Consider the following 13,406-nt stretch of genomic DNA (forward strand, 5'->3'; position numbering starts at 1 on the left):
GACCCTCTCAGCCTGCCTTGGTGGCCGGGGCCAGGCACACCCGGGCCATCTCCACCCGCGATCCGACGCACAGCTTCGCGAAGATCCTCGACAGGTGTGTCTCCACGGTCTTCTCGGTGACGTGCAGCCGCTGGGCCACCCGCCGATTCGTCAAGCCCTCGCTGACGAGCATCGCCACCTGACGCTCGCGGCTGGTGAGCGTGTCCAGGCCGGACCGCGGTGCGGATGCGCCGGTACGGGGTGCCCGGCCCGCGAGACGCCGCCGTTCGGCCACCGCGTACCGCGACCAGCCGTACGCCCCGGCCGCGTCGAAAACGGCCTGCGCGCGCCGCAACTGGACGGCCGCCTGCTGTGGGTCACCACCGGCGGCGGCCGCCACACCACCGGCCAGCCAGGCACGCGCCGCGTCCAGCCGCAGGCCCGCGCTGTCCAGGATCCGCGCTGCGGCGGCCGCATGGCACAGCGCGGTGACCGGTTCCTCTGCGGCGAGTGCCTCGGCGATCGCCAACTCCGCCATGCCGGCCCGCTGCGGAGGGCCGGAGGCGGTGACCGTCGTGCCGGCCCGTACCGCCCATCCCCTGGCGTCGGCTCGGCTGTCGCCCGCCAGCTCCAGTCGTGTCAGGAGCTCGTAGGTGTGCGGCCGGGACCAGCGGTCGAGCTCGGGCAGGTCGGCTCCGCCCAGCGCGTCGATCAGGGTCCGGCCGCCCTCGCGATCACCGGCGGCCAGGCGCGCCTCGGCGTACATCCGGTGCGCCAAGGCCGTCACCCATCGGCTGGGTCGCCGTGCCCGCCAGGCGGTGGCCGCGGCGCCGGCGCGCAGGGCTCCGTCCCGGTCACCGGTCCAGGTGGCGACACAGCATCGCGCGGCGAGCGCCAGTACGAGCTGCTCGTCGCTGCCCGATGTGGTCGCCAGCTCGACGGCCTCGGCGGCGGCCGCGGCCGCCTCGGCGAGCCGGCCGAGCGCGCGCAGCACGAACGCGCGCCCGGCCTGCAGGTGAGGGACAGCGAGCAGGGTGCCGGCCGCGCGGGCCACGGTCAGCGCCCGGTCGAGATGCCGCAGCGCGTCGACCGGCCGGCCGGTCATCAGCTCACCCACGCCGAGCAGTCCGGCGGCGACCAGGTTGCCGGCCAGTTCGCCGTCGACCAGTCCGTCCACAAGCGCGGCCAGCGTGTCGAGCCGGGGCGCGGCGTCGTCGGCTCTGACGTCGAGGCAGTCCGCCACGAGTATCAGCCCGTGCCCGACGCCGGCCAGCGCCCGGCCGCCGGAGTGCGCAGCGCCGGTCAACGCCTCGGCCGACCGCCGACGGCAGCTGTCCAGGTGACCGTCAGCCATGTCGATGACGGCCAGCGCCAGCGCATGCGTCGGCAGGAGCGTTGTGGACTCCCTCGAGGTGGTGCCGCCCGCACGGCCCAGCAGCGCCCGGCCTTCGGCGTTGCGGCACAGCAGCCATTCCACCATCGCGCCGAGGCCGGCGAGCCGGTCGTACGTTCGCGAATCGTGCGCGACGATCTCCGGCCACGCCCGATGCAGCGTCACCCGGCTTTCTGCGAGGCGTCCCTCGGCGGCCAGGGTCGCGGCGAGGGCGGCCATCAGGGTGGCCGGGCGGGGCGCCCGGCTGCCCGCCGGTAGCAGCCGCAGTGCGGCGCGCAGCCAGCGCGACCTGGTCGGTGTCATCGTCTCGCCGTCCGCACGGGCGGCCGTGATGAGCAGAGCGATCGCCGCACGGTCACCGACGGCTGCCGACCGCTCGACGTGGTGGGCCATGGCGTGCGACGCCGTGCCGATCGCGCGCAGTGCCACCGCGGCCCGGGCGTGCGCTGTCAACCGCCACGCCGGGGCCGCCGCCGCATACGCCACCGCGCCGACCACCGGGTGCCGGAAGACGAACCGGCCGTCCGCGTCGACCGGCCGGACCAGGTCGTGCCGGGCCAGCTCGTCGATCGCCGTGTGCACGTCCGGTCCGGGGAGCTCGGCTACGGCGGCGACCGCGGCCGGAGCGAACGGATCACCGAGTACGGCCGCCGCCGACGCGGCCAGTTGCGCGGTCGGCGACAGGTCGGCCAGTTCCCCGGACAGTGCCCAGGTGCCCGAGGCGGGCCCGGTCCCCTCCTCCGCCAATACCCGCAGATAGCTCGGATTTCCGCCGCTGTCGGAGTGCAGGGTCGGCCGCCACGACAGCACGGGATGCGCGGCGACCAGCCGGGCCGTCTCGTCCGCGTCCAGTGGGTCCAGGGGCAGCCAGTCGACGTGGCACGGATGGCCACCTCCGATGACGTACTGGTGCGGCCACGCCGCGACCTGACGGGGCCGATATGCCAGCACCACAAGCACCGGTGCATGCGGCGGCCGGCGTAGCAGCCGCAGCAATTCCTCGATTGCGGCCGAGTCGGCACGGTCGACGTCGTCGAGAATCAGCACCAAACCTGGTGCGGCAATACGGGTGAAAAGGTCACGCGGGGAGTCAGATAGGTTAATACCGTACCGATAGTCGTGCAGCGCGTCGGAAAGCGGATCGGCTGCACCTCGACTGCCGTACGGCACCCGCCCGGTCAGCACCGGGTAGCCGTACCCGCAGGCGAGGTGGGTGGTCTCCTCGAGGAGGCGGGTCTTGCCCAGGCCGGGGTCACCCGTCACCGCGATCACCCGAGCCGAACCCGCACTGAGCTGGCTCAACGCCGTCGAAATGGCGGCGATCTCACGCTCACGGCCGATCATCGGTGCCCGCTCCACTGCACTCATCGCACCCTCCACGTCTCTCGTGACGCATGCCCTTTTGCAACCACTGTGGACAGACGCCTGGTGCTCGGATCTTGGCAGCGGTAGAAAGGACGAACGGCAGAATGCAGACGCGTCCAGAAATCGGCATACGCTTCGTCGCCGGAGTTGACAGCCGATGAAAGACCAGCTCGGGCGTTAACGCATTGGCTGTGGTGATTTGCTCCGTATCGCAGCGATCGACAGGAGATGTAGGCATGTCCCACGATCGCGGCCGAGCCGCCAGCCGCATCCTCGCCGAGGCGGCGGACGTCCACGCGGTGGACCAGTTGGCGCAGTTGCTGCGCCGGCTGCGACGCCGCCACGCACGCGACCGGCGCGATTCCGAACTGACCTACCGCGAGCTCGCGGCGGCGAGCGGCTTCTCCGTGGCTGCCATCGCGGAGTACTTCACCGGCCGGACCCTGGCCCCCACCGACCGATTCGACGTACTGATCCGGCTGCTCGGCGCGACGGACGAGGAGTGCGGGGTGTTGGCCACCGCCCGGGACCGGGTTGCCGAAGCCCGGCGAGGTCCCCGCACCAGGCGCGACACCTCCGGCCGGCCCACGCCCGCCGGGGCGGCTACGCCGGCCGCGGTGGTACCCCGTCAGCTGCCCGCCGCCGTGGCGCACTTCACCGGCAGATCACGGGAACTCGCGGAACTCGACCGTCTCGCGGTCGGCCCCCGACCGGAGTCGACGTCCGTCATCTCCGCGATAGGCGGTACGGCCGGCGTGGGCAAGACCGCGCTGGCGCTGCACTGGGCGCACCGGATCGCGGACCGCTTCCCCGACGGCCAGCTGTACGTGAACCTGCGCGGATTCGACCCCGGCGGGATGGCGATGCCGGTCGAGCGTGCGCTGCGCGGCTTCCTGGACGCGTTGGGCGTGGCCCCGTCCCGCATACCCGCCGAGCCTGACGCGCAGGCCGCGCTGTACCGCAGCCTGGTGGCCGGCAAGCGCATGCTGATCATGTTGGACAACGCTCTGGACACGGCACAGGTACGCCCCCTGCTGCCGGGCACGCCGAGCTGCCTGGTGCTGGTCACGAGCCGTAACCAGCTGCCGAGCCTGGTCGCCTCCCACGGCGCGAGGCCGATCACGCTGGGCCTGCTCACCGCGGACGAGGCGGTGCACCTACTGACGCCTCGGCTGGGTGCCACCCGGGTGGCCGCGGAGCCGGCGGCGCTGAACGACATCGTCGCCCGCTGCGCCGGTCTACCGCTGGCGCTCGCCGTGGTGGCCGCCCGTGCCGCGGGACGACCCTCCCAACCGCTGTCCAGGATAGCGACCGAGCTGCACGCCGCCGGCGATCGGCTCGACCCGCTGACGACCGGCGACGATCCGACCACCGACGTACGCACGGTGTTCTCGTGGTCGCACGACGCCCTGACGCCCGCCGCGGCGCGGCTGTTCCGGCTGCTGGGCATACATCCCGGGCCGGACATCTCGGTCGCCGCCGTGGCGAGTCTGGCCGGCGTCGATCCGGCCCACGCGGAACGCCTGGTCCGGGAACTCATCCGAGCGCATCTGATCACCCCGCACGGTCCCGGCCGGTATGTCGTCCACGACCTGCTGCACGCCTTCGCCGCCGAACGCGCCCAGCAGGTGGACGACAACGCCGCCCGCCACCACGCCTCCAACCGGCTGTTCGACCACTACCTCCATCCGCTTCACCGCGCCGCGATGCTTGTGGAGCCCCACCGCCGCCCCATTGCGCTCCCCGCGCCCGCCGACGGCGTGACAGTGGAGGAGATCGTCGACGTGGAACACGCCGTCGCCTGGGTCGACACCGAATATCCGGTACTGCTCGCCGGGGTCCACCGCGCCCTGGAACTGCACCTCGACCGGCACGCCTGGATGCTGGCCTGGGCACTGTGCGACTTTCAGGACCGTCGGGGCCGCTGGCATGATCTCACCGACTGTCAGGCCGTCGCCCTGGCCGCGGCCCGCCGCGCCGCCGCCCCCGTCGGCCAGGCCCACGCGCTGCGCTACCTGGCACGGGCACAGGTCCGGCTGGACCTGCTCGAGCCTGCGGTGACAAACCTCGGCCGCGCACTGGAGCTCGCGGATCACGTGGACGACCCGCTGTTCGAGGCGCGTTGCCACATCGACCTGGCATACCTGCTGGCCCGGCACGATCCACACCGCCTGGGGCTCGGTCACGCCCAACGCGCGCTGGAGCTCTTCGCCACGGCCGCCGATCGGGTCTGGGAAGCCAGGGCTCTCAACGCCGTCGCGTGGCACCACGTGGTGCGCGGCGAGTACGAGCCCGCGGTCGGGTGCTGCGAGCGGGCCATCACGCTGCTCACCGACCTCGACGACATTCCAGGGCTCGCCGCGACCTGGGACAGCCTGGGATACGCGCGTCAGCACCTCGGCCGGTACGCGTCGGCGATCGCCTGTCACCGACGGGCGATCGGACTCTTCCGGCAACTGGGTGACCGCTTCCAGGAGGCCGAGGCACTCACCCATCTCGGAGAGGCGCTGCGCGGTGACGGCAACCCGGCGCTGGCCCGGCAGGTGTGGACGGACGCCGTGACGATCCTCGACGACCTGAGCCACCCCGACGCCGCCGCAATCCGGGTCAAACTGACATCCCTGCAACCAGCCGTCGCCGAATCGCCGTTGTAGCGCAGTCTAGCCTAGATTGGCGAGCGTGGATCATGATGACCTTGTCCGAACAGCAGTCGCGGTGGCCGCTGCCGCTGACCGGCGCGCGATCGAGCGGGCGTGGCTTGCGAGCCTGGTTACGAGGAACCAGAGTCGGCGGAGTGTGTGGCCGCGGCTAACGGTCCTGCGGCACTTTCCCCAGCATGTCTTCGTGCCGTCGCAGCATTTCCACCCCACGAACTGTGGAGTGTGCGGTATGCGCGAGAACGAGGACGCTGTCACATCCGAGGACCTCGCCGGCGACGCCTTCTGGTTGCGGCCGATAAACATTCCGTGGGCCAGCGCCGCGGTGGAGCGGTTCGACGGAGCAGACAATGACTACGATGTCCACCGGGGCCGAGCAGTGCTGGAAGATATCGTTGATGCGATCCGGCTGCTGCCCGAGTCCGCACAGTTGACGGAGCTGAACGCAGCCCTGATCGGCAAACTCAAGTCGAACAAGCTAGAGCGGACAGTTCTGCTCGAAGCACTTGGCTACGCCGGCGCCCTGCCCACGGACGGATACCCGAGTTATGCGACAGAGTTCGTAACGTTCGACGACGCAAACTCGCGAATGCCCAGCCAGTTCTACAAGAAGGAATGGGCGTACCCGGTGCGGTTCTGGACCGGCGTGGACGGAGTCGATCCCGCCCGTCTGCCCACCGGTGAATGACGGATTTCCCGCACCGGCATGTCGGCTGACTCTCCTGCCGCCGACCGCGCGGGGCGGACGACGGTGAGCCGTCACGCGGCGTGACGCACGTCGGAGGTGGCCGACGCCCGCTCGTACCGATGAGCGAGTGCCTGACCCTGCTCTGTTTTCAGCCCTGGGTGCGCGGGCGAGTGTCCGGCGACCAGCTCTCGATCTCGACCAATCAGTCCCCGCCGTCATCGAGCGGGTCGTAGAAGCCGCGCCGGATCATCCCGGGCCTCGGTCGGCACTCCCGCGCGCTCGCCGGGCCGCTGCGACGCCGGCGAGCCTGAGGATCCCCCCGCGCAAGAGTGGGCGCTCGGGTGCGCTCACCTCCGCTTCACCGCCCGTCGTTCGGCCGGGCCGCTGGCACGCCGCGGACCCTCCCCCGCCCACCACCGGCCGGTCAGCAGACCTGGAGGAACCAGATCGGGCGCCAGTCGACGTCCTTCTGCAGGCCCGGCTCCACCCAGCTGTAGCGCTCGCGGCTCTGGGTCAGCAGCCATACCGTCGCGTTGTGGGTCTGTTTGTTGGTGATGGTTCCAGCGTCGATGAAGTTGCTCAGGTTGCGTTCCACGCAGTAGTAGAGCTCGTAGATCGTGTGCATGCCGTCGCCCTGACCGGCGGCGACGCATACGTACTGCGCCGCGCAGTGCGAGAGCATGTAAGCCCGGTCGGCCGAGCTGACGTCCCGGTGCACCCGCTCCTTGGGCCCGGCCAGCTGAAGGTTCGGCGTCCAGCCCGCGGCCGCCAAACCGGTGCCCTGCGGCTCGGCCGCACGGGCGGTCGCCGGCGTGAACATGGAGAGTATCGCGAACAGCACCGCGACCGCCGCGATCAGCGTCAGCGCCCCGTTCCGCGAAACCCGTGTCGTCGTGGCGTCAAGCACCATGTCGTGTCTCCTCGTGAAGTCGGCGGCATCCCGCACCCGCTGCGGTCTCGTGCCGCGTTCACCACCAGCATCACCCCGCGTACCGGCCCGCTCCATCCTTTCGGCGACGCCCTAAAACCCCAGCTCAACAGCCATCACCGGGTACGGGTGTGACGACCCGACACGTCGGTCGATGCCGAGCTCGGGGCGCGGCAGCGCTCCACTTCGCTGCCTGCGCGATCGGCGAGTCCACGCTCGGCCAGCGCCTCCGCCGCCGGTTCCAAGCCAAGCCCACCGGCGCCGGTGGGCGGTGGACTCCACCCGTTGCCGTGCAGACCGGTGTGGCGGCCGTGGTCAGGTCATTTCCGCCGGATTCGCCCGTATGAGATTCCGGAAGTTTTCCGGGAGTTGACATCGCGACGTACCGGTATCGATACTTTGCGACACTGAAATACATCGACGCATGACGATCGATTTGGAGGGAGTCCCTGTGAGCGGCAGCCCGGACCAGCGCAGGAGACGTACCAGAAGAATGGCCCTGCCGGCGGCGGTGCTGCTGCTGGCCGGCGGCGCGGCCATCGTCCAGGGGATCACGCCGGCCGCCGCGGCCGAGACCACGCTGCGGGCGGCCGCCGCCAAGGCCGGCCTCTTCTTCGGGGTGGCGGCCTCACCCGGGCGGCTCAACTCGACAGTGGCCCAGGAGTTCAGCCAGCTCACCCCCGAGAACAACATGAAGCCGGACACGATCGCCACGTCCAGCGGCGGGCTGCAGAACACCGGGGGCGCCGACACGCTTGTCAACCACGCGCAGACCAACAACATGATCGTCCGCGGCCACACCCTGGTCTGGCACTCGCAGGCCGGCGCGCTCCAGGGCGCCAGCCAGGCCACGCTCAACACCTTCATCGGCAACGCGCTGACCCGCTGGGGCAACCGGATCGCGTACTGGGACGTGGTCAACGAGGCGCTGGCCGACAACAACGCGGGCACCCGGCGCGGCGAGTGGCCGCACAGCATGAACCGGGACGCCAACGGCGACGGCGACCTCTTCGACGCCGGCGACACCGACGTCATCCGCGACTCGTTCATCCGAGCCAAGCAGGTCGTCCAGGCCAACGGGCTCTCCACCAAACTGTGCATCAACGACTACGACGTGGAGGGGCTGACCGTCCGCGGCGGCACCCCCAACCGCAAGGCGAACGCGCTGTACGACATCGTCAGCAACTACCGGCAGTACATCGACTGCGTCGGCTTCCAGTCGCACTTCAACGACAACCCGAACAGCATCATCAGCGACGACCTGCAGGCCAACATCCAGCGCTTCGCCGACCTGGGCGTCGAGGTGCACATCACCGAGCTGGACATCGACGACGACCTGAGCAACAACGACATCGGCCAGGGCCAGGCGGACAACTACCGCAAGGTCGTCCGCGCCTGCCTGAACGTCGCGAAGTGCACCGGCATCACCGTGTGGGGCATCGCGGACAGCGAGTCGTGGCGCTCCTCCGAGCGGGGCCTGCTCTTCACCGGCGGCAACGGCAGCTACCAGAAGAAGGCCGCGTACCACGCGGTGCTCGACGAGCTGAACAAGGGCCGTAGCGGCACCGGCACGCCCACCACGCCACCTGTCACCCCGACGGTGACGCCGACACCGACGGTGACGCCCTCCACCTCGCCCAGCCCGGTGCCCGCCGGCTGCTCGGCCACCGTGTCCCTGAACTCCTGGACCGGTGGCTTCGTCGCCACGGTACGGGTCACCGCCGGCTCCGCGTCGATCAACGGCTGGTCCGTCGGGGTGAACCTGCCCGGCGGCGCCACCGTGACCAACGCGTGGAACAGCACCCCGAGCGGCACCAGCGGCGCCGTCCGTTTCGCCAACGTCGACCACAACGCACGCCTCGGCGCCGGACAGACCACCGAGTTCGGCTTCCAGGGCACCGGTTCGGCGACCGGTATCACCCCGACCTGCACCGCCTCCTGACCGCATCGGTGTCCGGGGCGGGTGTCGCCCGCTCCGGACACCTCGCGGCAGTGCCGTGACGAGCCGCCGCATCGAGAGGATCTCCGACCGCAGCTCCCGGGGTAGCGGTCGGTGGCCGACTGCGGGGGTACGGCGTGTCGAAACCGACGGTCCGCGGGCTTCCCGTGGTGGCGGGCGGCATGGGGTTGAGCTGCGTCCTCGATGACGACGAGGTGGTACCGACCGGCGATGGCGGTGAACCGGGGCATGTCGGCCAGTCAGCCGTAGAGGCGGACCGGGGCGATTGCGGCAGTGGGTGAGGGCGGCGGCGGTCGCGGCGACCCGCTCGCCCTGGCTGAGATTTCCGGAGCGCAAGAGGAACACGGCGGCGGCGATCTCGTCGTCGTGCAGGTGCGGTCCGGCTACGGAGATGGTCATGGTGTGCTCTCGTGCGCGCGGGCTGTCCGGCGCCCCCTCGGGTGAGCAGGGTGCCCGGTCAGGGGTGCGGTGTGGCGGGGTCGTAGCCGTGGTGGAGGTAGGCGGTGGTGCCGTCTCGTAGCGCTCTGGCGCAGGCGTGAAGCCGTCGGACCATGTGCGGTGCGAGCAGGCCGGGCCACTCGTCGGCCGCGGTCAGGCGCCAGGCGCGCAGTTCGTCGGTCTGCAGACGGAGGTGTGTCGTGGCCCAGTCGGCGGTGATGGGGCCGCCGTCGAACAGGTGGTTGGCCAGGGCGGGCCGGCCGTCGGGCTGCGGCGGCACCCAGTCGACGGCCAGCAGCCGCCCTATCCGTACGGTGATGCCGAGCTCCTCCATGACCTCACGGACTGCGGCGTCGAGTGGAAATTCGCCCTCTTCGAGCCCGCCGCCGGGGACCTCCCACGTGTCGGTGCGATAGGTGGGCTGGACCAGCAGGATCCGGCCGGCCGGATCGTGAAAGATCGCTCCCGCACCGTTCATGCTCTTCGGGGCGCGGGCGTAATACTCGGCGGGCGGCAGGTGGGTCGCGGTCATAACGGGCGACGGTAGCGGTCCGCGCCCGCCGCTGCGGCCCGACAGCCGTTCACACCCCTACCGGGTGATTACGGTCATCCCATCACCCTGGTTGGTGGGCCTCAGGCGCAGGCAGTGACGCTGTTGTGTGCCCGTTCGGAGCCTCCGGGTCCGGCGCATCCGGTCACCTGACCGAGCTGTCGGTGATCCTTATGCACCCTTCCTGCGGTTCAGCCTGCGCGCTCGGCTCGGAAGGGGCGGGACCGTCGAGATCGTACGGGCATCGGCTATCGCTTGGAATGGCCTCGTGAACGCGTGGTGCCCCGCCGCGCCGGAGCGCGGCGGGGCGGGACGTGAGAGCTCAGCAGCCCATCCGGCCGAGCGGCTGGACGTAGTAGCGCACCCCCGAGTAGTCCACGAAGCCGGAGGCGTACACGCACCGGTTGGCCACCCCGACCACCGAGACCGGACCGGCGTACGAGGAGTACTTGGCCGGGCCGTTGTCAGTCATTTTGCTGAGGACCGTGCAGCCGGGCTGTCCTTCGCCGCTCTGCTCCCGGCAGCTCTCGATGTGCGCCTGGGTAGTGCTGGCGACACCCGCCGACCGGCCACGGTGGTACATGCACGCGGTGTTGGTGCCGCTGTTGTCGGACTTGTAGTACACGATCAGCTCACCGATCGTCCCGCCGGGTCCATCGACCTTCTGGCGGAACGTCACTGAACCGGTGCAGCTTCCCGCGGTCTGCGCCTGCGCCACCGTGGGCTGAAGAGCCAGCGGGCCGGCGAGCGCACAGACGGCCAGGACGAACGCACCGATTGCGGATCGGAGCTTCATCATGTCGTGTCCCTTCTCGTGATCGGATAGGGCCAAGCCTGGACCGCACCGAATGATCTCGACCCGGGAGACGAACAGGCCGTTCCTCTCCCGGATTCACTACGTCTGACCTGCGATCCTTCGTCTGGATCTCGGCCGTGACTGACGCTAGCCATCACCACGGTTCGCCGTGAGCGGTGAACGACCCTCACCCGGAAGTGGACCCGTGCTGTTGGAATGCGGGCCAGTGAGGCTCTCCGAGTAACGCTTGAGGTATGCGCTATTCCGCTTGCGGTGCGGCTCCAGCAGGTCAGATGCCGTTCGTTGCATCGCCCGCATGTCAGAGGAACGGATCCTGGCCGACTTGGTCGTGATTGGCCGCAGGCGGGTTACCGCAACCGCTGGTCTACCTGGTCGGGGCCATCCGAAGCAGCAGTCGCGAGCCGGATTCTGATAGCGTCCGGCGGCGCTACGGGGACTCCGCGGGGGCGGGGCGGCGCAATAACTCATGTGAGGCATCTTGTGGGACTGCTCATCAAACTCCTGATCCTGCCCTTCCGCCGCCCGATCCTGGCGATCATCATCGGACTGGTGATTCTCGGGGGTGTCTTCGCCTACGACTGGGACGGCGCTCCGACATGTGGCGGCTCCACGATGGAGCAGGGCGATGTCTGCCGTAAGGTCGGCGACACGACCGGCTCCTCTGACAAGACGTTCGAACAGGCCAAGTCGAACCAGCAGGCCGCGCCGTACATCTGGGGTTCCCTGGGCGGAGCCCTGGTGCTCCTCGGCGGCGTGAGCTGGCCCGTCCGCCGCCGTCGCGAAGCCGCCCGTCAGGCCGCGGCCACCTCGGTACCCGCCACCAACTGACCAGGCCGAGCTTGGGTGAAGGGCCGGCCGCAGTGCCGGCCCCGCACCCCGCCGAATCGGTGGGTGCGAAGACGGTTCGGTCCCGCACCGCTCGGATCATGCCGATGAGCACCGGGGTGGATCGTCCGCCGGTGGGCCCTGGTGTCATCGCGGTACGGGGGTGCAGACTTGTGCACCATGCCTGTACTTGATCTCCCGGAATCGACGGCGACGGGTAGCCGGCTGCCCTCAGTTCGCGCTCTGGTGGAAGAGCGCATCATCTTCAACTACCGTCTGCCCGCCGACCACCTGCAACGCCTGCTCCCGGTTGCCTGGTTGACCCCCCAACTCGTCAACGGCGGCGCGGTCGCCTCGGTGTGCGTGTTGCGGCTCAGCAAGGTCACGGCCGGTCCCGTCCCCTCCCTGTTCGGCGTCCGAAGCGTCAGTACCGCGCGGCGCTACGGAGTTCTCGACCACAGGTCAGGCGGCCGCCCTGCCGTCTTCGTCACCGAGCGCACGACCAACTCGGCTCTCGGCTCCCTCTTCACCGGGGCCGGATTCTCGTCGCAGCACGAGCATCTACCCGCGACGATCAGCAGAGACGACGAGTCGATTCTGGTCACCCTGGGCAACGACCGCTTCAACGGTCGAGCGGTCCCGGCGCCACGATGGTCGTCGTCGCTGTTCCCCACGCTCGGGGACTTCTCGGCCTTCTTGGCCGAGGGGATCCGGAGCTACGGAACGTCCCGGTACGAAGGGCGGCTCACCGTCCTCGACCTGCTCAAGGAGGACACGGGCTACGAACCCCTGGCCGCCTGTGAGGCCGGTGGATCGCTGGTGCAGCCCTGGTTGGACGCCGGTGCCGTGCTGGACAGTGTCGCCCGCACCACGAACGCGAAATATCGCTGGACCTACCACGGGCTCACTCACCCCTGAACGGTCGGCCGGTCACCGTACTCCGGGGGCGTTGTGGGCGGCCGGGGGCGTGGAAGTGTTGCGCATGGTGCCCGCGGCGGTGAGTAGAACGGCGCGGCGGCGGGTGAAGTACCGCGGGGCGAGGGCCAAGGCGTGGTTGAGGTGCCCGGAGACCCAGCTGGGTGGCGGGTTGCGGCGCTCGAGGACCTGAAGTCCGGTCTCGGCGACCTGGGCGGGTGTCTGAGCTTTCCCGGGACGTGAGGCGGGATCGTCGCTGGCCAGCGCCTCGAAGAACTCGGAACTGGTGATGCCGGGGGCGAGGGCGAGCACCCGCACACCGCTGCCCCGGGTCTCCGCCCACAGCGCCTCGGTGAAGCTGACCACGAAGGCCTTGGCGGCGGAGTACACCGCCTGCATCGGAGTCGAGGAGTAGGCACCGAGGCTGCTGACATTCAGCAGGTAGCCGGACCCTCGCCGCACCATGACGGGCAGGAAAGCGCGGCTCACGTCCATCACCGCCGTCGCGTTCAAGGCCACGATCTGACGCAGCCGCGCCGGGTCCGAGTCGACGAAACGCGCCCAGAGCCCGGCGCCGGCGTTGTTAACCACGCTCGTCACGGTGACACCCCGCGCCGTTGTCTCGGCCAGCAAGCGCTCGCCGGGTGCGTCCTCGCTGAGATCACAGGCGATCACCTCGACGTGTACGCGATGCGCGGTCCGCAGTTCAGCGGCCAGAGACTCCAGCCGGTCGATCCGGCGTGCCACGAGGACCAGGCCGGAGCCGCGTGCCGCCAGGAGCCGGGCGAACGCGGCGCCTATCCCCGAGCTGGCTCCCGTGATGAGCACCGTCTCGTCGTTGTGGTTCACCGGTCGCATGATTCCTCCTGCTGTCACTTCGCTGCCTTGATG

Annotated in this window: 10 protein-coding genes; 5 read left to right on the forward strand and 5 right to left on the reverse strand. The window is 70.1% G+C overall.

The genetic code is table 11. The features are described from left to right. Nucleotides 1–7 precede the first annotated feature (7 nt). Nucleotides 8–2,740 carry a LuxR C-terminal-related transcriptional regulator gene (locus tag ACIA8K_RS28950; protein WP_396064791.1) on the reverse strand — a complete coding sequence of 911 codons (2,733 nt, stop codon included), beginning with the start codon at nt 2,738–2,740 and terminating at the stop codon, nt 8–10. Nucleotides 2,741–2,973: 233 nt separating this feature from the next. Between ACIA8K_RS28950 and ACIA8K_RS28955 the strand changes: the two genes are divergently transcribed. Both ACIA8K_RS28955 and ACIA8K_RS28960 read left to right on the forward strand, forming a co-directional pair. Then, complete coding sequence (locus ACIA8K_RS28955) at nt 2,974–5,391, forward strand: ATP-binding protein (protein WP_396064793.1); 2,418 nt, start codon at nt 2,974–2,976, stop codon at nt 5,389–5,391. Nucleotides 5,392–5,626: 235 nt separating this feature from the next. Continuing rightward, on the forward strand, nt 5,627–6,082 hold the full coding sequence (locus tag ACIA8K_RS28960; RefSeq protein WP_396064795.1) for a hypothetical protein: 456 nt from the start codon (nt 5,627–5,629) through the stop codon (nt 6,080–6,082). Between the two features lie 424 nt (nt 6,083–6,506). On the opposite strand, the gene ACIA8K_RS28965 is transcribed toward ACIA8K_RS28960, so the two are convergent. After that, nucleotides 6,507–6,992, reverse strand: a complete 486-nt coding sequence (locus tag ACIA8K_RS28965; protein WP_396064797.1) for a hypothetical protein — start codon at nt 6,990–6,992, stop codon at nt 6,507–6,509. A gap of 469 nt (nt 6,993–7,461) precedes the next feature. Here ACIA8K_RS28965 and ACIA8K_RS28970 point away from each other — a divergent pair, with 469 nt between their 5' ends. Then, nucleotides 7,462–8,952 (forward strand): endo-1,4-beta-xylanase, encoded by a 1,491-nt coding sequence (locus tag ACIA8K_RS28970; RefSeq protein ID WP_396064799.1) that lies wholly within the window; start codon nt 7,462–7,464, stop codon nt 8,950–8,952. A 475-nt stretch (nt 8,953–9,427) separates the two neighbouring features. On the opposite strand, the gene ACIA8K_RS28975 is transcribed toward ACIA8K_RS28970, so the two are convergent. Together ACIA8K_RS28975 and ACIA8K_RS28980 are read right to left on the reverse strand one after the other, a co-directional pair. Then, a complete protein-coding gene (locus ACIA8K_RS28975) occupies nt 9,428–9,940 on the reverse strand; it encodes an NUDIX domain-containing protein (RefSeq protein ID WP_396064802.1) in 513 nt (170 codons plus the stop codon). 340 nt (nt 9,941–10,280) lie between these two features. Then, nucleotides 10,281–10,757 (reverse strand): hypothetical protein, encoded by a 477-nt coding sequence (locus ACIA8K_RS28980; RefSeq protein ID WP_396064804.1) that lies wholly within the window; start codon nt 10,755–10,757, stop codon nt 10,281–10,283. Between the two features lie 498 nt (nt 10,758–11,255). Between ACIA8K_RS28980 and ACIA8K_RS28985 the strand changes: the two genes are divergently transcribed. Further along, the gene (locus tag ACIA8K_RS28985) at nt 11,256–11,603 is read left to right on the forward strand and encodes a hypothetical protein (RefSeq protein WP_396064806.1); all 348 of its coding nucleotides are present in this window, start codon (nt 11,256–11,258) and stop codon (nt 11,601–11,603) included. A gap of 177 nt (nt 11,604–11,780) precedes the next feature. Continuing rightward, nucleotides 11,781–12,518, forward strand: a complete 738-nt coding sequence (locus ACIA8K_RS28990) for a hypothetical protein (protein WP_396064808.1) — start codon at nt 11,781–11,783, stop codon at nt 12,516–12,518. A gap of 12 nt (nt 12,519–12,530) precedes the next feature. On the opposite strand, the gene ACIA8K_RS28995 is transcribed toward ACIA8K_RS28990, so the two are convergent. Continuing rightward, the gene (locus ACIA8K_RS28995; RefSeq protein ID WP_396064810.1) at nt 12,531–13,373 is read right to left on the reverse strand and encodes an SDR family NAD(P)-dependent oxidoreductase; all 843 of its coding nucleotides are present in this window, start codon (nt 13,371–13,373) and stop codon (nt 12,531–12,533) included. Nucleotides 13,374–13,406 lie beyond the last annotated feature (33 nt).

It is taken from the genome of Catenuloplanes sp. NPDC051500, from assembly GCF_044454585.1.
Classification (GTDB): Bacteria; Actinomycetota; Actinomycetes; order Mycobacteriales; family Micromonosporaceae; genus Catenuloplanes.

What these genes read in the sequence shown, in the direction of transcription:
- ACIA8K_RS28950 (WP_396064791.1), bottom strand. Translation starts at nt 2,740, where the DNA reads ATGAGTGCAGTGGAGCGGGCACCGATGATCGGCCGTGAGCGTGAGATC.
- ACIA8K_RS28955 (WP_396064793.1), top strand. Translation starts at nt 2,974, where the DNA reads ATGTCCCACGATCGCGGCCGAGCCGCCAGCCGCATCCTCGCCGAGGCG.
- ACIA8K_RS28960 (WP_396064795.1), top strand. Translation starts at nt 5,627, where the DNA reads ATGCGCGAGAACGAGGACGCTGTCACATCCGAGGACCTCGCCGGCGAC.
- ACIA8K_RS28965 (WP_396064797.1), bottom strand. Translation starts at nt 6,992, where the DNA reads ATGGTGCTTGACGCCACGACGACACGGGTTTCGCGGAACGGGGCGCTG.
- ACIA8K_RS28975 (WP_396064802.1), bottom strand. Translation starts at nt 9,940, where the DNA reads ATGACCGCGACCCACCTGCCGCCCGCCGAGTATTACGCCCGCGCCCCG.
- ACIA8K_RS28980 (WP_396064804.1), bottom strand. Translation starts at nt 10,757, where the DNA reads ATGATGAAGCTCCGATCCGCAATCGGTGCGTTCGTCCTGGCCGTCTGT.
- ACIA8K_RS28990 (WP_396064808.1), top strand. Translation starts at nt 11,781, where the DNA reads ATGCCTGTACTTGATCTCCCGGAATCGACGGCGACGGGTAGCCGGCTG.
- ACIA8K_RS28995 (WP_396064810.1), bottom strand. Translation starts at nt 13,373, where the DNA reads ATGCGACCGGTGAACCACAACGACGAGACGGTGCTCATCACGGGAGCC.